This is a genomic window from Sphingomonas arabinosi (assembly GCF_036663715.1).
Classification (GTDB): Bacteria; Pseudomonadota; Alphaproteobacteria; order Sphingomonadales; family Sphingomonadaceae; genus Sphingomonas.
Genome location: NZ_JAXOJN010000009.1, coordinates 122,807 through 141,308 on the forward strand (window position 1 = coordinate 122,807; position 18,502 = coordinate 141,308).

Annotated in this window: 17 protein-coding genes and 1 tRNA gene; 13 read left to right on the forward strand and 5 right to left on the reverse strand. The window is 67.0% G+C overall.

The features are described 5' to 3' along the window. Positions 1 to 8 precede the first annotated feature (8 nt). Genes U1708_RS15115 through U1708_RS15125 form a run of 3 tightly spaced genes read right to left on the reverse strand, consistent with a single transcriptional unit; the run spans position 9 to position 3,587 of the window. Positions 9 to 665 (reverse strand): ABC transporter ATP-binding protein, encoded by a 657-nt coding sequence (locus U1708_RS15115; RefSeq protein WP_332746662.1) that lies wholly within the window; start codon positions 663 to 665, stop codon positions 9 to 11. A gap of 58 nt (positions 666 to 723) precedes the next feature. After that, positions 724 to 2,112, reverse strand: a complete 1,389-nt coding sequence (locus tag U1708_RS15120) for an efflux RND transporter periplasmic adaptor subunit (RefSeq protein WP_332746640.1) — start codon at positions 2,110 to 2,112, stop codon at positions 724 to 726. Further along, positions 2,112 to 3,587: an efflux transporter outer membrane subunit gene (locus U1708_RS15125; protein WP_332746642.1), complete on the reverse strand. Its 1,476-nt coding sequence runs from the start codon at positions 3,585 to 3,587 to the stop codon at positions 2,112 to 2,114. Before U1708_RS15125 ends, U1708_RS15120 begins: the two co-directional genes overlap by 1 nt. A gap of 559 nt (positions 3,588 to 4,146) precedes the next feature. Here U1708_RS15125 and otsB point away from each other — a divergent pair. From otsB to U1708_RS15140, 3 genes are read left to right on the forward strand one after another with little or no spacing between them, the layout of a single operon-like run. After that, the gene (otsB, locus tag U1708_RS15130) at positions 4,147 to 4,911 is read left to right on the forward strand and encodes a trehalose-phosphatase (RefSeq protein WP_332746643.1); all 765 of its coding nucleotides are present in this window, start codon (positions 4,147 to 4,149) and stop codon (positions 4,909 to 4,911) included. Beyond that, a complete protein-coding gene (locus U1708_RS15135; protein WP_332746644.1) occupies positions 4,908 to 6,704 on the forward strand; it encodes a glycoside hydrolase family 15 protein in 1,797 nt (598 codons plus the stop codon). Before otsB ends, U1708_RS15135 begins: the two co-directional genes overlap by 4 nt. Next, the gene (locus tag U1708_RS15140) at positions 6,701 to 8,089 is read left to right on the forward strand and encodes an alpha,alpha-trehalose-phosphate synthase (UDP-forming) (RefSeq protein WP_307083278.1); all 1,389 of its coding nucleotides are present in this window, start codon (positions 6,701 to 6,703) and stop codon (positions 8,087 to 8,089) included. The genes U1708_RS15135 and U1708_RS15140 overlap by 4 nt, the downstream gene beginning before the upstream one ends. 127 nt (positions 8,090 to 8,216) lie before the next feature. On the opposite strand, the gene U1708_RS15145 is transcribed toward U1708_RS15140, so the two are convergent. After that, positions 8,217 to 9,296, reverse strand: a complete 1,080-nt coding sequence (locus U1708_RS15145) for a mechanosensitive ion channel family protein (protein ID WP_332746645.1) — start codon at positions 9,294 to 9,296, stop codon at positions 8,217 to 8,219. Positions 9,297 to 9,403: 107 nt separating this feature from the next. Between U1708_RS15145 and U1708_RS15150 the strand changes: the two genes are divergently transcribed. The 10 genes from U1708_RS15150 (at position 9,404) to U1708_RS15195 (ending at position 17,639) form a co-directional block, all read left to right on the forward strand. Continuing rightward, entirely contained in the window at positions 9,404 to 10,156 is a 753-nt protein-coding gene (locus U1708_RS15150) for a phosphocholine cytidylyltransferase family protein (protein WP_332746647.1), read from the forward strand. Beyond that, positions 10,153 to 11,268, forward strand: coding sequence for a CDP-glycerol glycerophosphotransferase family protein (locus U1708_RS15155; RefSeq protein ID WP_332746648.1), 1,116 nt, complete (start codon positions 10,153 to 10,155; stop codon positions 11,266 to 11,268). The genes U1708_RS15150 and U1708_RS15155 overlap by 4 nt, the downstream gene beginning before the upstream one ends. 108 nt (positions 11,269 to 11,376) lie before the next feature. Continuing rightward, positions 11,377 to 12,456, forward strand: a complete 1,080-nt coding sequence (locus U1708_RS15160) for a CDP-alcohol phosphatidyltransferase family protein (RefSeq protein ID WP_332746649.1) — start codon at positions 11,377 to 11,379, stop codon at positions 12,454 to 12,456. 190 nt (positions 12,457 to 12,646) lie between these two features. Beyond that, entirely contained in the window at positions 12,647 to 13,108 is a 462-nt protein-coding gene (locus U1708_RS15165; protein ID WP_332746650.1) for a DUF2141 domain-containing protein, read from the forward strand. A gap of 167 nt (positions 13,109 to 13,275) precedes the next feature. After that, positions 13,276 to 14,283 carry a diacylglycerol/lipid kinase family protein gene (locus tag U1708_RS15170; protein ID WP_332746651.1) on the forward strand — a complete coding sequence of 336 codons (1,008 nt, stop codon included), beginning with the start codon at positions 13,276 to 13,278 and terminating at the stop codon, positions 14,281 to 14,283. Beyond that, positions 14,280 to 15,188 (forward strand): hypothetical protein, encoded by a 909-nt coding sequence (locus U1708_RS15175; RefSeq protein ID WP_332746652.1) that lies wholly within the window; start codon positions 14,280 to 14,282, stop codon positions 15,186 to 15,188. Before U1708_RS15170 ends, U1708_RS15175 begins: the two co-directional genes overlap by 4 nt. Continuing rightward, entirely contained in the window at positions 15,185 to 15,949 is a 765-nt protein-coding gene (locus U1708_RS15180; protein WP_332746653.1) for a nucleotidyltransferase family protein, read from the forward strand. The genes U1708_RS15175 and U1708_RS15180 overlap by 4 nt, the downstream gene beginning before the upstream one ends. Before the next feature lie 93 nt (positions 15,950 to 16,042). Continuing rightward, positions 16,043 to 16,813, forward strand: coding sequence for a 4-hydroxy-tetrahydrodipicolinate reductase (dapB, locus tag U1708_RS15185; RefSeq protein ID WP_332746654.1), 771 nt, complete (start codon positions 16,043 to 16,045; stop codon positions 16,811 to 16,813). Next, complete coding sequence (nth, locus tag U1708_RS15190) at positions 16,810 to 17,511, forward strand: endonuclease III (RefSeq protein WP_332746655.1); 702 nt, start codon at positions 16,810 to 16,812, stop codon at positions 17,509 to 17,511. Before dapB ends, nth begins: the two co-directional genes overlap by 4 nt. Before the next feature lie 51 nt (positions 17,512 to 17,562). Further along, positions 17,563 to 17,639 (forward strand) — tRNA-Arg (locus tag U1708_RS15195). Positions 17,640 to 17,702: 63 nt separating this feature from the next. Here the strand turns inward: U1708_RS15195 and U1708_RS15200 are convergent. Then, positions 17,703 to 18,095, reverse strand: a complete 393-nt coding sequence (locus U1708_RS15200) for a hypothetical protein (RefSeq protein WP_332746656.1) — start codon at positions 18,093 to 18,095, stop codon at positions 17,703 to 17,705. Positions 18,096 to 18,502 lie beyond the last annotated feature (407 nt).

The following is an 18,502-nucleotide window of genomic DNA, read 5'->3' on the forward strand; positions in this document are numbered from 1 at the left end:
GGCGGCGCTCACGACTGTACGCTTTCGCCCTGGCGGTGCTGGCTTTCGATACGCTCCACCAGACCGTCCTTGAAGTGGACCACCGTCCGCGCGAACGCGGCCATGTCGGGTTCGTGCGTGACCATCAGCACCGTGATGTTCTTCTCCGCATTCAGCCGCGTGAGCAATTGCATGATCTCGACCGAGCGTTCGCTGTCGAGGTTGCCGGTCGGCTCATCCGCGAGCAACACGTCGGGGCTAGTCACCAGTGCGCGGGCGATCGCGACGCGCTGTTGCTGGCCGCCGGACAGTTCCGCCGGGGTGTGATCCCACCAGTCCGCCAGGCCTACCGTGTCGAGGCTTGCCATCGCCGCGTCCCGCCGCGTCCGCTTCTCGTCGCCGCGGTAGAGCAGCGGCAGTTCGACATTCTCCAGCGCGGACGTGCGCGAGAGCAGGTTGAAGCCCTGGAATACGAAGCCGAGATACTTCCGACGGAGCAGCGCGCGCTGGTCGCGGTCTAGCGTTTCCACATGATGCCCGCGAAACAGGAAAGTGCCGTCGGTCGGCACGTCGAGGCAGCCGAGGATGTTCATCGTCGTAGACTTGCCCGACCCCGATGGCCCCATCACCGCGACGAAATCGCCCGCTGCGATGTCGAGGTCGACGCCCTTGAGCGCCTGGAACATCGTCGCGCCCTGCCCGTACGTCTTGGTGACGCCGCGCAGACTGATCAGCGGGGGCGGATTACTGGCCACCGCCCCCACCCTTGCTCGCGCCGCCCGAACGGCGTGCGCCGCCGCCGCTGCGCTTGGTGTCGTCCGACCCGCTCGCCAGCTGCCCGGTGATGACCTGCGCGCCGGGCTGGAGGTTGCCCGACAGCACCTCGGTCATCGTGCCGTTGGTGTCGCCGGTGGTGATCTGCACGGCTTGCGGCGTGCCGTCCGCGCCCTTGACGTAGATCGTCTGCTGCGCGCCGCGGCCGAGCGTCGCGGTCCGCTCCGCACCGCCGCCGCCACGACGGGGCCGGAAGGTCAGCGAGCCGGCGATGCCGCCGCCCGCGTCGCCCGTCGCCGCGGTCGGCTTGAAGCGCAGCGCGGCGTTGGGGACGAGCATCACGTTGCGCTTGTCCGAGGTGACGATGTCCGCGGTCGCGGTCATGCCCGGGCGCAGCGTCAGCGACGGGTTCGCCACCGTGAGGTCGGCGGCGTAGGACACGACCTGGCCGGTGGTCGACGTCGTGGTCGTGGTGCTCGACGAGGTCGCCGAGCTGACCGTCAGGTTCGAGCCGAGGTCGACGCGGCTGATCGTCGCGGGGAAGGTCTGGCCGGGGAACGCGTCGACCGTGAAGCTGGCCTTCTGGCCGATCTTGACCTCGCCGACGTCCGCCTCGTCGATCGCAACCTCGAGCTTCATCTTGGTGAGATCTTCGGCGATCACGAACAACGTCGGCGTGTTGAACGACGAGGCGACGGTCTGGCCGGGGTCGATCTGGCGCGCGAGCACGACGCCGGTGACGGGCGAGCGGATGATCGCACGGGCGCGCTGCGTCTGGTTCTGCGCGAGGAGCGCGCGGCTGGCGGCGACGTTGGCTTCGGCGACCTTCTGCGCCGCGAGGGCGCGCGCGTAGTCGGCGCGGCCGGTCTGGAGCTCGGTCTTCGACGGAACGCGGCCACCCGAGAGGCGTGAGACCTCTTCGAGGCGGTTCAACTGCGCGCGAGCTTCGGCAACGGTGGCCTGCGCCTGCGCGACCTGCGCCTGGTTCGCTGCGAGCTGGGCGCTGGTCTGGCGGATCTGGTCGTCGAGCTGTTCGGGATCGATCAGCGCGAGCGGCTGGCCGGCGACGACGCGGTCGTTGACGTCGGCGACGACCTGCGTGACGAGACCCGACAGCTGCGAGCCGACCGTGACCTGCGTCGTCGGCGCGAGCTTGCCGGTGGCCGAGACCGTGACGGTCAGGTTGCCGCGCTGGGCGGCCTGCGTCGAATATTGCGTCTGCTCCTTCGCGCCGAAGCACTTGGCGAGCAGCAGGCAAAGCAGGACCACGCCGACCGCGATCACGACCCACTTTATGTAGCGTTTCCAGGGGGCCTGCGGCTTTACGCCGAGGAAGTCGTCGATCGATGCGTCGGCCATCAGCGTGCCTCTGGATTGGATTGGGGCGCTTCAGGGATCACGGTGGAGTCCCAGCCGCCGCCGAGTGCGGCATAGAGTGCGATCAACGCGGTCGCGGCATCGGCGCGCGCTTGCGTCGCACCGTTGCGGGCGGACAGGAGCGCGGTTTCCTGCTGGTTGAGCGTGGTGAAATCGGTGAGGCCGGTGCGATACTGGCTGCGGCTGAGGATCGCGGAATTGTTCGACGCGTCGAGCGCGATGGCGAACTGGCGCTCGCGTTCCTGCGCAGTCTGAAGCGCGACGACGGCGTTCTCGACGTCCTCCAGCGCGGTGAGGATGGTGGACTTGTAGAGCGCGAACGCACCGTCGGCGGCGGCTTCGCTGGTGCGGACCTGGCTTCGCAGACGCCCGCCGTTGAAGATCGCCTGCGTCAGGCCGGCGAACAGGCTGCCGGTGATCGCGTCGCCGATGTTGCCGATCGAGGTCGCGTTGGTGTTGAGGTTACCGGTGATCGCGAGCGCGGGATAGAGCTGCGCCTTGGCGACGCCGATCCGCGCGGTGGCGGCGGCGAGCGCGCGCTCGGCGGAACGAATGTCGGGGCGCTGGCGCAGCGTGTCGCCGGGAATGCCGACGCCGACTGCGGCGGGACCGGTCGGGATCGCCTTCGCGGGCGCCATCATCGTGCGGAGCGTGCCGGGGGCTTGGCCGGTCAGCACGCCGATCCGCGCGACGGACGCGGCATATTGCTGGTCGAGGCTGGGGATCGTCGCGGCAGTCTGCGCGCGTTGGGCGCGGGCCTGTTCGGCGTCGACGCTGGAAACGAGTCCAGCCTGGACGCGGAAGCCGGCGATTTCGAGATTGTCGTCCTGGATCGCGAGCGAGGCGCGGGCGTTGGCCAGCTGCTGCTGATAGAGCCGCGCGAGGACGTAGTTGCGTGCGACCTCGCTTTCGACCGAGATCAGGACGGTGGCGTAGTCGTAGCCCGACGCGGCGTACTCTGCGCGGCTCGCTTCGATGGTGCGACGGATCTCGCCGAAGACGCCGACCTGGTAGCTGGCGCTGGCCCCGAGCGTGAAGCTGTTGGCGCCGCCGCCGCCGGTATCGACGACGGTGCCGTCGGGCAGCGTGAACGACCGCCCGCCGCCGCGGACATTCTCGTTGCGCTGGTAGCCGACCGAGCCGTTGGCCGTGGGGAGAAGCGACGCGCGGTTCTGGAGGAGGCTTTCGCGGGCCTGGCGGAGGCGCGCGACGGACTGTGCGATGTCGAGGTTGGCGGCGGCGGCCTGCTCGACGAGCTGCCCGAGGACGGGGTCGTCGAACTTCTGCCACCAGCGAGTGAGGTCTTCGGGCCTGGTTTCCGGGGTGACCGAATAGGCGTCGGGGACGCCGAGTTCGGCGGCCGCCTTTGGGTGGTAGTCCGGGCCGACGGTGCAGCCGGCTAGCAGCACGCCTGCCGATAGGACGGGTGCGATGAAGAGGGCGCTGACGCGGGACATGGGCGGAGGAATGGCCGCCGTCCCTGCCCTAGTCCAGCGGTTTTGTGTCGCGAGGTGTCGCAAGCGTGGTGGATTGGAGGGGGTGTGGGGCGCCAAGCGATGCGTCGGCGTCGTTGAATACTATCCTATCGCTGGGGCCGGAAGACGGGATCGGGGGAAGACGAGGCCTGTCTTTCTCCCTTCCCTGGAAGGGAGGGGCTGGGGGTGGGTCGGTTCGCTCGTGCCACTTGCGTCGCGTGATGCGGAAGCCGACCCCCCCCTACCCCTCCCTTCCAGGGAAGGGAGAAGATCCCCGAAGGTGGGCCGGCGCCGGATTTCGCTCCGCCCCAGTCACGGCGGCCTTCGCCGGGATGACTGGGAGCGGCGGAACTTTTTCCCGTGTTCTCCGCGAAAGCCGGGGGGCTTGAATCATGAGCGGTGCGCTGTTGGGTCCTGGGCTCCTGCGTTCGCAGGAGAACATGACGGGAGTGCTGGCTGCGCCCCATCTTCAATAATCGAACCGCACCCGTTCCAATTTTGCAGTGCAGCGGAACGTAGCGGCGGCGCTATGGGTTCAGGGATGATGCTAGCCGAACGCCAGCCCGCGACTGATGTCCTCGCGCCGCCCCTTGCCGTGCCCGACGCAGTGAGCCTGTTCTTCGATTTCGACGGGACGCTCGTCGACCTTGCGGCGACGCCGGATGCGGTCGTGGTGGACCGGATTCTGCTAGATACCCTCGATACGCTCGCCGAGCGGTTCCCCGGTCGCATTGCTATCATCAGCGGGCGATCGATCGCGCAGCTCGATGCGATGCTCGGGCGGCACGCGCACCTGTTCGCGGTCGCGGGCAGCCACGGGGCAGAAACCCGAACGCCGGACGACGGCCACATCGCCGCCGAACGCCCTGCCTCGCTCGAAGCCGCGGCCGACGCATTGCGCGCATTTGCCGATGCCAACGGCCTCGTCTACGAAGCCAAGAGCCTCGGCGCGGGGCTGCACTACCGGATGGCCCCGCACTTCGAACCTGCCGCCGTCCGCCTCGCCGAAGACCTTGCCCTCACCCACGGGCTCACACTCCAGCGCGGCAAGATGATGGTCGAACTGCGCACCCCCGGCGACAAGGGCGCGGCACTCCGCGCACTGATCGCGGCGCCGACGATGGCGGGCAGCCTGCCGTATTTCTTCGGCGACGACGTCACCGATGAGGACGGGTTCGAGGCCGCGCGTGACCTTGGTGGGGCGGGCATACTGATCGGCGAGGAACGGCCTACCGCCGCTACCTACCGCCTCAACGACGTTGCTGCACTTCGCGACTGGATTGCTGCCATATTGGAAACACGATGACCGCACCTACTCAAAAAGCCGACATGAACCTCTGGCCGATCGGCAATTGCCAGGTCTCCGCGCTGATCGACAAGACCGGCACGTTCGTCTGGGGCTGCGTCCCCCGCGTCGATGGCGACCCCGCGTTCTGCGCGCTGCTCGGGGGCGATGCGCCCAAGACCGGGTTCTGGGCGATCGAACTGGAAGGCGGCGCAAAAACGACGCAGAGCTATATCCGCAACACGCCGATCCTGGTGACCCGTCATGAGGACGAGGCAGGCAACGCGGTCGAGGTGATCGATTTCTGCCCGCGCTTCGTCCGCGAAGGCCGGACCTATCGCCCGACCAGCTTCGTGCGGATCGTCAAGCCGGTCGCCGGCTCGCCGCGCATCCGTATCCGCATGCGCGTCGCGACGAACTGGGGCAAGCCGACCGAGCACACGCAGGGGTCGAACCACATTCGCTTCCTGATGGACGACCAAACGCTGAGACTGACAACCGATGCGCCGGTTGGGCATATCGTCGGCGAGAACTGGTTCCGGCTCGAGCGCCAGATGCACCTGTTCCTCGGGCCGGACGAGAGTTTCGCGGGCGTGTTGCATGAGGCGGCAGAGGCGATGCTGTCGCGGACCAAGGACGAGTGGCGGCACTGGGTGCGTGGGCTGGCGACGCCGGTCGAGTGGCAGGACGTCGTCATCCGCGCGGCGATTACGCTGAAGCTGTGCCAGCACGAGGAAACCGGCGCGATCGTCGCCGCGCTCACCACCTCAATCCCCGAGCATGAGGGGTCGGAGCGCAACTGGGACTATCGCTACTGCTGGATCCGCGACGCCTATTATACGGTGCAGGCGCTGAACCGACTGGGTGCGCTCGACGTGCTGGAGGGGTATCTCGAATATCTGCGCAACATCGTCGATGCGTCGAAGGGGGGCCATGTCCAGCCGCTCTACGGCGTCGGCGGCGAGTCGACGCTGATCGAGCGGATCGAGGCGGATCTGCCCGGCTATCGCGGGATGGGTCCGGTCCGTGCCGGCAACCAGGCGTACGAGCAGATCCAGCACGATGCGTACGGCCAGATCATCCTGTCTGACGTACAGGCGTTCTTCGATCGCCGGCTGTTCCGGATGTCGAGCGTCGAAGATTTCAAGAGCCTCGAACTGGTCGGCGACCGCGCGTGGGAGACGTACGACAAGCCCGACGCAGGGCTGTGGGAGCTGCGCACCAAGGCGCACGTCCACACCTATTCGGCGGCGATGTGCTGGGCGGCGTGCGATCGGTTGGCCAATGCGGCCGGGGTGCTCGGGCTGGAGGATCGCCGGACGTTCTGGAATGCACGTGCGGACACGATCCGCACGACGATCGAGCAGTCGGCGTGGCGCGAGGACACGCAGCGTATCTCGGCGACGTTCGGCGGGGACGATCTCGACGCGAGCCTGATCCAGCTGCTCGACCTGCGCTTCTTCGCGCCCGACGATCCGCGCTTCCAGTCGACGCTGAAGGCGGTCGAGGAAGGGCTGCGTCGTGGCAGCCACATGCTGCGCTATGCGACCGAGGATGATTTCGGCCTGCCGCACACCGCGTTCAACGTCTGCACCTTCTGGCTGATCGAGGCGCTGCATGCGACCGGGCGGACCGCCGACGCGCGTGAGTTGTTCGACGAGATGGTCGCGCGGCGCACGCCGGCCGGCCTGCTGTCGGAGGATATCGATCCGAACACCGGCGAGCTGTGGGGGAATTACCCGCAGACCTATTCGCTGGTCGGGCTGATCAACTGCGCGGTCCTGCTCAGCAAGCCGTGGAGTGCCATCCGATGAGCCGCCTCGTCGTCATCTCGAACCGCGTCCAGTCGGTCGATGCGCCCTCGGGCAACCAGGGCGGCCTCGCCGTCGCGCTGCTCGCTGCGCTCCGCGAAAAGGGCGGCGTGTGGTTCGGCTGGTCGGGCGAGACCACCGAGACCTTCACCGGTCACATCAATTTCCAGCAGGGCAAGGGCGTCACCACCGCGACGATCGACCTCGAAGAGCAGGATTTCGACGAATATTATAACGGCTATGCGAACCGGACGCTGTGGCCGCTGTTCCATTACCGGATCGACCTGACCGAGTTCGAACGCGATTTCTCCAGCGGCTACGCTCGCGTCAACAAGCGGTTTGCGGAGACGGTGCTGCCGCTGATCGAGCCCGACGATCTGGTGTGGGTCCACGATTACCACCACGTCCCGCTCGGTCGCGAACTGCGCAAGCTGGGCGTCGAGAACAAGATCGGGTTCTTCCTGCACATTCCGTGGCCGCCGATGGCGATGCTGCTGTCGCTGCCGAGCCACCGCGCGCTGGTCGAATCGATGTTCGCGTACGACGTGGTCGGCTTCCAGACGCAGGACTGGCTCGACAGCTTCCTGCATTACGTCACCAGTCAGCTCGACGGCGTGGTCGGCGAGGATGGCTGGGTGACGGTCGGCGACCGCACGATCAAGGCGATCACGACGCCGATCGGGATCGAGACCGCGGACTTCGAGAAGTCGGCGAACAGCGATGCGGCGCGGCATTCGAAGGAGCGGATGTATATGTCCGCGACCGGCCGCAGCCTGATCGTCGGGGTCGACCGGCTCGATTATTCGAAGGGTCTGGCCGAGCGGTTCGCGGGCTATGAGCGGTTCCTGGGCTCGCATCCGGACCATCGCGGTTTGGTCTACATGCTCCAGATCGCCCCGCCTTCGCGGGAGAAGGTCGATACGTACCAGGAGATCCGGGCCAACCTCGATTCGATGTCGGGGCGGATCAACGGCGAGTATTCGGACATCGACTGGACGCCGATCCGATACGTCAACCAGGGGTTCCCGCGGGACGTGTTGGCGGGGATTTACCGCGCCGCTCGTGTCGGGTTGGTGACGCCTTTGCGCGACGGGATGAACCTAGTCGCGAAGGAATATGTCGCGGCGCAAGATCCCGAGGATCCGGGCGTGCTGATCCTGTCGCAGTTTGCCGGCGCGGCGGCGCAGTTGCCGGATGCTGTGCTGGTCAATCCGTACAGCCCGGAGGAGATGTCCGACGCGATCGCGCGGGCGCTGAAGATGCCGCTGGCGGAGCGCAAGGCGCGCTGGGAGAAGCTGATCGATAACGTCCGCAAGGAGGACGTCATGTGGTGGTGTGAGTTGTTCATCACTGCGCTTGAGGCTGTGCCGGAGCACGTCGAGGCCTGACTTCTTACGGGCTTCTTGCCCCCCTCCCTGGAAGGGAGGGGTTGGGGGTGGGTCGGTCTGGAATTGCCGGTTCGCCCGACAAGCGGCCTACCCACCCCCGGCCCCTCCCTTTCAGGGAGGGGGGAAGTTAGGGGTGGGTTACCGGATCGGGGGCCATTAGCAGGCGGTTTCTCGGGATGGCTTCGGGCATGTCCTCGCGGATATATTTCAGCAAGGCTTCCCGTACGTCGCAGCGCAGATCGAACGCGATCGCGGCATCCTTTGCGGTCATCAGGCCGCGCAGTTCGATGCAGTCGGTCTTCACGTCGGTCACCTGGAGGTTGAAGAACCTCTTGTCCCAGCGCGGGTTCGCGGTGACGATCTCGCCCAGTTTCTCGCGGAGGCGCGGCACGTCGGTCGCCGGGTCCACGTACCAGAACACCGAACCCATCAGTTGGCTGGTCTCGCGGGTCCAATTCTGGAAGCTCTGTTCCAGGAACTTCGAGACTGGCACGACGAGGCGGCGTTCGTCCCAGATCTTGATGACCACGAAGGTCAGGTTGATCTGCTCGACGCGGCCCCATTCGCCGTCGACGATCAGCACGTCGTCGATCCGGATCGGCTCGGTGAAGGCCATCTGCACGCCGGCGATCAGGTTCTTCAGTGCAGGCTGCGCGGCGGCACCGACGACGAGGCCGGCGATACCCGCCGACGCCATCAACGTGACGCCAATCGATCGGATGCCGGGGACGCTCAGCAGCATCAGGCAGACGCTGATGAAGATGATGAAGAACGTCCCGATCCGCCCGAGGATCGCGGCGCGCGTCCGTTTGCGGCGGGCGCGGAGGTTGTCCTCGACCGAAATGTCGGCGCGGATCTCGATGACGTCCTGGAACGCGCGGAGAGCCGCCACCGCCAGCCAGCCGAGCAACCCGGGGACGAGGAAGCCGAGCAATTGTTTCCACAAGTCCTCGATATCGTTGTCCATCGGCAGGATCCGCGAGACGAACGCGACGGAAACCGAGACGAACACCGCACGCAATGGCCGGCGGACACGGGCGAGGACAAGGCCGTCCGTCTTGGCGGTCGAGCGGCGCTGGGCATGGCCAGCGATCCGCATCGTCAGCCAATGCGCGACCAGCGCGACGAGGACGGCGGCCGAGACGACCGCGACACTCTCCAGCCAAACCCACTCGGGGGGTATGTGGAGCGATCTGAACATGCGCATCGAAGCGCAACGGTGGAACGCCCGAAGATGTTCCGCTGCAGTGCAGCATAGCCGTGCGGTACGTAACAGCTTTTTTCCTGCCACACTTCGTGCGTAAGTCCCCGCCCATGAAGGCCATCATCCTTGCCGCCGGCCACGGGTCGCGCCTGCTGCCGTTGACGCTGACGACGCCGAAATGCCTCGTGCAGGTCGGGGGCCGGGCGATCCTCGATCACCAGCTCGATGCCGTCGCGGACGCAGGGTTCGAGGGGGCGGTGATCGTCGGCGGATACCGGGTCGACCAGATCGCCGCGCATCTGGCAGCGCGCGAGTGCGGGTTGCCGACGGAACTCGTCTTCAACCCGTTCTGGTCCGTCGCCAACAGTATCGGCAGCGTATGGGCGGCGCGCACGCACCTCGGATCGCCGTTCGCGTTGATGAACGGCGACACGCTGTTCGATGCCGCGATCCTGCGCGCGGCGCTCTCCAATCGGGACGCGCAGGCCGGATCGGGCGTGACGCTGGTCATCGAGCCGCTGGTGACGCCGGGGCTCGACGACATGCTGGTCGAGGCGCACGGCGACCACGTGGTCGCGGTCGGTAAGCACCTGGTCGGGCACGAGGCCACCGATCGCTCGCTCGGGTTGATCGTCTCGACCGGCGGCAGTGCGTATCTCGAGGCGTTGCGCGCGGTGATCGGCGAGGACGAGGGCATCCACGCCTATCACCACGCCGTTATCCGCCGTGTCGCGGAGACCGTGGGCGTCCGCGCGGTGCGGATCGCGGCGGATGCCCGCTGGCAGGAGATCGACCGGCCGGAGGATATCGCGCTATGGCAGGACGACCATGACGTGCCCGCGGACGGCCCTCCGCGATCATGACGCAGAAGGTCGCGTTCCTGTTTCTCGGCGAGACGCTGCTGATCCCGCATCTCTATCCGATCGTCGAGGCGTTGGTTGCGATCGCGCCGGACCTGCCGGTCGACCTGTGGGTGAGCACCTCGATGCACGAGACGTTGCTGAGCGCGTGGGTTCGCGACGCGGGCATGACGACGGTCCGCATCCGGCGGGCGCCCGGCTTTCGCAGCCTGGCAGGCTATGCCGACGGGCGCAATCCGCCCCTGCCCGCCAAGCTGCCGATGCTGTTCCGCCTGGCGCCGTATCTCGCGCGGACCGCGGTGGTCGTTTGTGCGGAACAGACGAGCCTTTGGCTGCCGGCGACGCTGCCGTTGCGGACCCGGTTCATCGACACCTTCCACGGGGCGGGATCGATGATGGCGCGCGGGCATTGGCGGCGGCGCGCGGGATGGCGGACGCTGGTCGCCGCCGAACGCGATCGCGGTGCGTTGATCGCAGGCGGTGACGACCCCGCGCGGATCGTGACGACGGGGTACGTGAAGGCGGCCTTTCGCCAACGCACCCCGCCTGCCCGATTGTTCGCGGATGCCAAGCCGGTGATCTTCTACAACCCGCACTGGCAGGCGCACCGGTCGTCCTGGTGGCGCTGGGGTCCCGAGACGGTCGAGCGTATCCTGGCGGATGGCCGCTTCAACCTGATCTTCGCGCCGCACCAGCGACTCGTGGAGCGTGCGCCGGCGTTGCGCGCGTTCGTTGCCGGGCTGGCCGGGCGTGACGGTATCCACTGCGATCTCGACAGCTTCGCGATGGTCGACGGCAGCTATACCGCCGCCGCCGACCTGTATCTCGGCGATACGTCGAGCCAGGTCGTCGAATATCTGACGCGACCGCGACCGTGCGTATTCCTGAACGCACTCGACGCCGACTGGAGGAACGACGGCTCCTACGCGATGTGGGAAGCGGGCGTGGTCGTCGACACGCTTTCCGCCCTGATTCCTGCGATCGAGCAGGCGTCGACCGTGCATCACGAATACACCGCGTTTCAGCAGCGGTTCGCCGATGAGGCGCTCGGTGACGTGTCCGGGCTGGCCCCCGATCGTGCCGCGCGAGAGGTGATCGCAGCGCTGCGGCGTTGATCCGGGCACGCCGGCGTTCGCAATTCGCCCACGATCGGCTATCGACACCCGATGCACGACACGCCAGCTATCGTTCCGGTGGGCAACAATGCCACCTTGTTATGGGGCATGACCAATGCCGAACGCGTCCGCCGGATCGGCCTGGCGCAGGGCCTGCCCCCCGCACCGGACACGAGCGGATCGCCCGCTATCGCAGTGGGGCCGGTCATCCTGGCCAACATGGCGTTCGCGTTCGACCCGGTCTGGATCGCCCATCTGAAGACCCGCCCCGGCACGATCGTCACGCGCGCAGGGGTTCCGGTGCTGGCGCATGTCCGCGATGCCGCCGAGCGCAGCGCGGTGTCCCACGCGATGATCGACGACGTACCGCTGGTACCCGGTGCCGGGCTGACCGTGATCGCGGCCGAAGCGGAGGACGGCATTCTCAACGAAGCGCTCCGCAAACGGGAAAAGCCGTTCGCCGAGTTGCTCACCCCCGCCGCCGTCCCGGCGATCGAGCGCGCCAGCTATGTCGGTGCCTACAAGGGCGTCACCGACCTGCTGACCAAATATCTGTGGCCGGAATGGGCGCTGGCGATCACGCGGGTCTGCGCGCGCGCCGGGATCACGCCCAATCAGGTGACGGCGCTGGGATCGGTACTGTGCATCGTCGCGACGATCGCGTTCTGGCATGGCTGGTTCTGGACCGGCCTCGCGACCGGGCTGTTCTTCATGGTTCTGGACACCGTGGACGGGAAGCTCGCGCGGTGCACGATTACGGCGTCGAAGCTCGGCAACGCATGGGATCACGGGGTCGACCTGATCCATCCGCCGTTCTGGTGGTGGGCCTGGGCGGCGGGATGTGCGCCGTACGGGCGACCGCTGGAAGACGGCATGTTCTGGGCGGTGATCGGAACGATGCTGTTCGGCTATGTCGCGCAACGCCTGATCGAGGGGGCGTTCATCGTTCGGTTCGGGATGCATATCCATGTGTGGGAGAGGTTCGACAGCTGGTTCCGCCTCATCACCGCGCGGCGCAATCCGAACATGGTGATCCTGTTCGCCGGATTGCTGGTCACGCGCCCGGATTGGGGAATCATCGGCGTTGCGGCCTGGACCGCGATTTCGCTCGTCGTCCACATGGTGCGGCTGGTGCAGGCGATGGCGCGGAAGGCTCGCGGAGAGACGCTGACGAGCTGGCTGGCGTAACCGGCGGCGGGTTTCCGCGCTGCATCTCGCGAAGTCGTTTGCGCGGTCGGGGGTGCAATTGGCGGTTCCCTATGCCGACGTAGCGGTCGATCGGCAGAGCGCGGTGCACGCGCGACGGACGCCTCGTTCGCGTCGCAAATGTCATCTGCGCGCCGCTCTCCGGCCATCTTCTTCGCGCTAACGTCCGATCATGAAGACTGTAGTTTCCTCGATCCTCGGCGCAGCGGTGCTGCTCATCCCGATGCAGGCACATGCGGCCGAGGCGTGCGAAGGCATGCCCGGTAACGGCAACGCCAAGCTGACCGTCGAGGCGACGACGATGCACAACGCCGTCGGTGAGGTCGCCTTCACGGTCTATCCCGATGACAAAAGACGGTTTCTGGCGAAGGGTGGAAAGCTGGCGCGAGCCCGTGTGCCGGCCACCAGTCCCCGCGCATGCTTCTGGCTGAAGCCCGGGCATTACGCGATCGCGCAGTATCACGACGAGAACAGCGATCATGATTTCAATCGGACATTGTTCGCCCCGAAGGAAGGCTTCGGCTTTTCCAACGATGCGCCGACCTCGATCGGGCTCCCGTCGTTCGATGCAGCGCGGACGGCATTGGCACCATCCGGAACGACCGTGCGTATGAAGATGCGGTATCGGCGTTGAGCCGGACCGCCGGTCGCAGCGGAACGGAAATCTTCCTGACACAAATTTGTAGCGGTTATGCGCCGCGACGGGTATCTTATATCGTGGCCGATGTTGTTTCGAACTTTCACGCCTTTGGCGGGCACCCCCTTTCGCCGCCGGCTCCTCCGGCATGGCTGCCCGAGGGCATGATCGATTCGGCTGGCCCCGAAAAGACCGGGGTAAGTGCGCGTGATGCCGCGGCGAAGATCCGTACCGGCATCATCTGCAACCCGAAAAGCCACCGGAACCGCAGCAGCGTCGAGGCGACCAAGCCGTTCCTGTCGGGCACCGTGCTGGCCGTGACTCCGCGTACGCAGGCCGAGCTGGCCGAAGTGCTGACGGATTTTGCGCGCCACGGCATCGAGTTGCTGGTGATCGACGGCGGTGACGGGACGATTCGCGACGTGATGACCGCTGCCGCGCGCGTCTGGACCGGGGCCGCGCCGCGCGTGGCGATCGTGCCCTCGGGCAAGACGAATGCGCTCGCACTCGATCTTGGCATCCCCGACGACTGGACGCTCGACCAGGCCCTTACCGCGGCGCGGGGCGGCAACGTGAAGATCCGTCACCCGATCGAAGTCGTCCGGAGGGATAGCGGTACGCGCCTGCACGGCTTCCTGTTGGGAGCGGGCGCGTTCGTCGATGCGACGGCCTTGGCGCAGCGCACCCACCGCGCGGGGGCCTTCAACGGCGTGGCGGTCGGCCTCGCGCTGTGCTGGGCGATCCTCCAGACCTTGTTCGGCGGCGCGAACAGTTCTTGGCGCGCGGGAAACCGGATGCGTATCCGGTTCGACTCGCGTGGCGACGAAGGCGTTCACGCGGCGGGGGCGAACACCGATACGGATCGCGCACGCTATATCTTGCTCGCCTCGACGCTGAAGCGGATGCCGATCGGCATCCGCCCCTTCGGCGTGCCGCGCGCCGGATTGAAGACCCTGCTGGTCGACGCGCCGCCCCGCTGGCTGGCCGCCGCGACGCCGTTGATCGTCGCCGGCTCGCCTGCCGCGTGGCTCGATCGCGCGGGGTATCATCGAATCGACTCGCCGAGTTTCGACCTGTCGATGGACTCCGGCTTCATCCTCGACGGCGAAGTCTATCCGGGCGGCGACCTGACCATCCGCGAAGCGCGCGCGCTGCGGTTCGTGGTCCCGTGATCACGCTCGGCGACGTCGTCCGCCGCCAGCTGCACGTTCCGACCATCCCAGCAGTCCGCGACGTCGCAGGACTGCTCGCGGAGGGTGCCGGCGAGACGCTGGCCGTGCTGTTCTATGGCTCGAACCTGCGCACCGGGGCGACCGAAGGGGTGCTCGATTTCTACGTGCTCACCGCCGGGCCGCCCGAGCGTGGCCTGTGGCCGACGGTCAGCTACCGCGAGTTCGACCTGCACGGCGAGACGTTGCGCGCGAAGATCGCGACGATGCGACTGGCCACCTTCGCCAGGGCGGCCGCCGCGCAGACGCTCGACACGACGATCTGGACGCGCTTCGTCCAGCCCTCCGCGCTCGTCTGGGTGCGTGATCCGGCGGCGGCGACGCGCGTAGCGACAGCGATCGCCGATGCGGCAAAGTCCGCCGCACGCTTTGCCGCCGCGCTTGGCCCGGAGATGGGTACCGCCAACGATTATTGGCGGGCGCTGTTCCGCCAGACCTATGCCGCCGAACTCCGCGTCGAGCGCAAGGGCCGCGAGGGCCAGATCCTGGGCTTCGATCCCGGCCGCTATGCCGAACTCCTGCCGCTTGCCTGGACTGCGGACGGGATCGCCTATCGTGACGAGGCGGGCATGCTGAAGCCCGATCTGTCGGCGGCGCAACGCCGCGCGGTGCTGCGTGCGTGGGGCCGTCGTCGTCGCGCCGGCAAGCCGCTGAACGTGGCGCGACTGGTCCGGGCCGCGTTCACCTTCGAAGGGGCCGCGCGCTACGGCGTCTGGAAGGTCGAGCGGCACACCGGGGTCGCGGTGCCGTTGACCCCGTGGCGCGAAAAGCATCCGATCCTCGCTGCGCCGGGCGTATTCTGGCGCGTCTGGCGCGCGCGGGCGCAAACCGGGGCGAAGACCGTATGAGTGCGGATGTTCAGGGCTTCAACGCTCTGATCCTCGCGGGCTCGCGTGGCGGTGTCGATCCGGTCGCCGCCTATGCGGGCGTGTCGCACAAGGCGCTGATCCTGCTCGATGGCCAGACGTTGCTGGCGCGCGTCGCGCAGGCGTTGCGGGAGGCAGGCGCCCGCACGATCGCCGTATCGGTGTCCGACGACGCAGTGCGAGCCGCGGCGACCGCGCTGGGCCTCCTCGTGCTCGACGCAGCATCAGGTCCAAGTCGCAGCGTTCGAGACGGAATCGAAGCGCTCGGCGCGCCCTTGCTGGTAACGACCGCCGATCACGCGCTGCTGCAGCCCGAATGGGTGGCGCGCTTTCTTGCCGACGTCCCCGCGCGGGCCGATGTCGGCGCCCTGCTCGCGCGCCAGGACGTGATCGAAGCCGCCGCGCCCGGCACGCGCCGAACATATCTGCGTTTCGCCGATGGTGCGTGGTCGGGCTGCAACCTGTTCTACTTCGCCACCCCGCGCTCGGTCGCGGCGCTCGATCTCTGGGGGCAGGTCGAGGCGGATCGCAAGCGACCGTGGCGGATCGTTCGCCGCCTCGGGATCGGCACGTTGTTGCGGTATCTGTCGGGTCGGCTGACGTTGGTCGAAGCGATCGCGCATCTCGGTCGCCTCGCCGGCCTGGATGCGACCGCGGTCGCGAGTCCGTTCGGTCTGGCCGCGGTCGACGTCGACAAGCCTGTGGATCTCGATCTGGTTCGGACGTTCGTCGAGAAGGCGTGAGCAGGCGGTGGCCTGCGCCAAAGTCGCGAAGAAATAAGTTGGGTTACCGTTCGCCCCTGTCCCCAAAGGCCGGCTTGGTGCAAAGCGCGGAGCATGCAAACGCTCGCGCCCCAACCCGCCCCATCCGCCATCTCGACGACCTCGATCGGCATCTATGGTAGCGCAGGACGCATGGGCCGCGCGATCGTCGAGGCGATCGAGGCGGCGGGCGCATCGCTCGCCGGCGGCGTCGATGCGCGCGAGGACCCGAACCCGATCGCCCGGACCGCCGACGTATTGGTCGATTTCTCGACACCCTCCGCAATCGAGGCGCATCTCGCTGCCGCGCGTGCCGCTGGTACCGCTATCGTGATCGGCACGACCGGCCTGTCCCCGCAGCACCAGTCGATGATCGACGACGTCGCGAAGGACATCGCTGTCCTCCAGACCGGCAACACGTCGCTTGGCGTCACTCTCCTCGGCATTCTCGTGCGGGAAGCCGCCGCGCGGTTGGGCGCCGACTGGGACGTGGAGATCGTCGAGATGCATCACAAGCACAAGGTCGACGCTCCATCGGGCACTGCATTGTTGCTCGGCGATGCCGCCGCGAAGGGCCGCGGATCGTCGCTCGCCGAACTGCGCGTCGACAGCCGCGCTGGCCTCGTCGGTGCCCGCACCGAAGGCACGATCGGCTTCGCATCGTTGCGCGGCGGGTCGGTGATCGGCGACCACAGCGTGATCTTCGCGGGCGAAGGCGAGCGGATCGAGCTCAACCATCGCGGCGACGATCGCTCGATCTTCGCGCGCGGTGCGGTGCGTGCGGCGATCTGGCTCGCGGGACAGCCTGCCGGCCGTTACCGGATGGGCGACGTGCTCGGGCTGTGAAGAAGGCCGACGTCATCGAATTCTACGCGCGTCTGGCCGAGGCCGACCCGCACCCCGAGACCGAACTGGAATTCGTCAACCCGTACACGCTGGTCGTGGCGGTCGCCTTGTCGGCACAGGCCACCGACGTCGGCGTCAACAAGGCGACGCGGGCGCTGTTCCGTGAGGTCGACACGCCCGAAAAGATGGTCGCGCTGGGGCTCGACGAACTGAAGCGTCACATCAAGACGATCGGTCTTTACAACACCAAGGCCAAGAACGTCATCGCGCTCTCGCAGATGCTGATCGACGACTATGGCGGCGACGTGCCCAACGACCGCGCCGCGCTGGAACGCTTGCCCGGTGTGGGGCGCAAGACCGCGAACGTCGTGCTCAACGTCGCATTCGGCGCGGAGACGTTCGCGGTCGACACGCACATCTTCCGCGTCGGCAACCGCACCGGTCTCGCCCGCGGCAAGACCCCGCTCGCGGTCGAACTGAAGCTCGACAAGGCGACGCCGCAACCCTTCCGCCTGCACGCGCATCACTGGCTGATCCTGCACGGCCGCTATGTCTGCAAGGCTCGCACGCCCGAGTGCTGGCGCTGCATCGTCAGCGATCTGTGCGCGTACAAACCGAAGACCTCGCCGCCGAAAGGCAAATCGGTTGCTAGCCCCGCACTGCAGGCGGACACCGATCCGGCAACGAACGAGCCATGAAGGCGAAAACGTCTGGCGCGTACCGTTTTGCTTTGCTAGGCGAACCATCCGGCACCCGTAGCTCAGCTGGATAGAGCGCTGCCCTCCGAAGGCAGAGGCCACTGGTTCGAATCCAGTCGGGTGCACCAGTCCTGTTCGGACTTATCGAACGCAAACGCCTCTTCCACGCGGGGAATCGAAGGCTGCGGCTTCTATACCAAGCTCACCCATTTCCTGCTGTGCCAGACACGCCACTTGACCGCGTCCCGAAACCGCCAGAAGCGGGTCTCGCGTTCGTTCTGACCAGAGCGCACGAGCGTCCAGCATTCGCCCGTCGGTAGTGCGACGATGCGATGGATGTGCGTCGCATCGACCGAGTAGGTTTCGCCGGGTTGCCTGTGAACGTGTTCGCTGTGCCAGCTGCCATCCGCGTCAACGTGAAACACTTCGTCGATATACCCGCCATCGAGTATCGTGGTTTCGAACGGCCAGGGATGATCGTGTGGATTCGCGCGGGGCTGCGGACGCCGGAACCGATGCAGCACACGCCCGTCGTCCAAATGGTATTTCGTAAAGGCTCGCGACATGCGTTCGATGCCAACCACCGTGGCCCCTTCGGGTACGCGGGCAACGGCCGCGCGCGGTACTCTCAAACTCTCCCTGCAATACCTTTCCATAGCTTTTCGCGAGATATCGCTGAACACGAGGGTCCCTGCTGGACCCTGCCCCAATCGGCAGCATCGGTCGGGCGACCGAAGCGGGTTGCCTGTCCGTAGCTGAACCAGGCCAGTGGTATATAGCGAACGCGCATGCCAGCACTGTGCGGTCCGGGCACGCGCTGCAGGCACTTTGTTGCAGCGAACCTCTGAGCCGCCAAGCGGCGGTCAAGGGGTAGTGACGTGACCCCCGTCTTTCATCCAGCAGCAACCAGAGACCGACCGTTGTTGTCGCGCAGTAGCGCGGGCGAAGCAACAGGCGGGTTTAAACCCGCCCGTTGCTTTTCAAGTTCGGC

What these genes read in the sequence shown, in the direction of transcription:
- U1708_RS15115 (WP_332746662.1), bottom strand. Translation starts at nt 665, where the DNA reads ATGTTCCAGGCGCTCAAGGGCGTCGACCTCGACATCGCAGCGGGCGAT.
- U1708_RS15120 (WP_332746640.1), bottom strand. Translation starts at nt 2,112, where the DNA reads ATGGCCGACGCATCGATCGACGACTTCCTCGGCGTAAAGCCGCAGGCC.
- U1708_RS15125 (WP_332746642.1), bottom strand. Translation starts at nt 3,587, where the DNA reads ATGTCCCGCGTCAGCGCCCTCTTCATCGCACCCGTCCTATCGGCAGGC.
- otsB (WP_332746643.1), top strand. Translation starts at nt 4,147, where the DNA reads ATGATGCTAGCCGAACGCCAGCCCGCGACTGATGTCCTCGCGCCGCCC.
- U1708_RS15135 (WP_332746644.1), top strand. Translation starts at nt 4,908, where the DNA reads ATGACCGCACCTACTCAAAAAGCCGACATGAACCTCTGGCCGATCGGC.
- U1708_RS15140 (WP_307083278.1), top strand. Translation starts at nt 6,701, where the DNA reads ATGAGCCGCCTCGTCGTCATCTCGAACCGCGTCCAGTCGGTCGATGCG.
- U1708_RS15145 (WP_332746645.1), bottom strand. Translation starts at nt 9,296, where the DNA reads ATGCGCATGTTCAGATCGCTCCACATACCCCCCGAGTGGGTTTGGCTG.
- U1708_RS15150 (WP_332746647.1), top strand. Translation starts at nt 9,404, where the DNA reads ATGAAGGCCATCATCCTTGCCGCCGGCCACGGGTCGCGCCTGCTGCCG.
- U1708_RS15155 (WP_332746648.1), top strand. Translation starts at nt 10,153, where the DNA reads ATGACGCAGAAGGTCGCGTTCCTGTTTCTCGGCGAGACGCTGCTGATC.
- U1708_RS15160 (WP_332746649.1), top strand. Translation starts at nt 11,377, where the DNA reads ATGACCAATGCCGAACGCGTCCGCCGGATCGGCCTGGCGCAGGGCCTG.
- U1708_RS15165 (WP_332746650.1), top strand. Translation starts at nt 12,647, where the DNA reads ATGAAGACTGTAGTTTCCTCGATCCTCGGCGCAGCGGTGCTGCTCATC.
- U1708_RS15170 (WP_332746651.1), top strand. Translation starts at nt 13,276, where the DNA reads ATGATCGATTCGGCTGGCCCCGAAAAGACCGGGGTAAGTGCGCGTGAT.
- U1708_RS15180 (WP_332746653.1), top strand. Translation starts at nt 15,185, where the DNA reads ATGAGTGCGGATGTTCAGGGCTTCAACGCTCTGATCCTCGCGGGCTCG.
- dapB (WP_332746654.1), top strand. Translation starts at nt 16,043, where the DNA reads ATGCAAACGCTCGCGCCCCAACCCGCCCCATCCGCCATCTCGACGACC.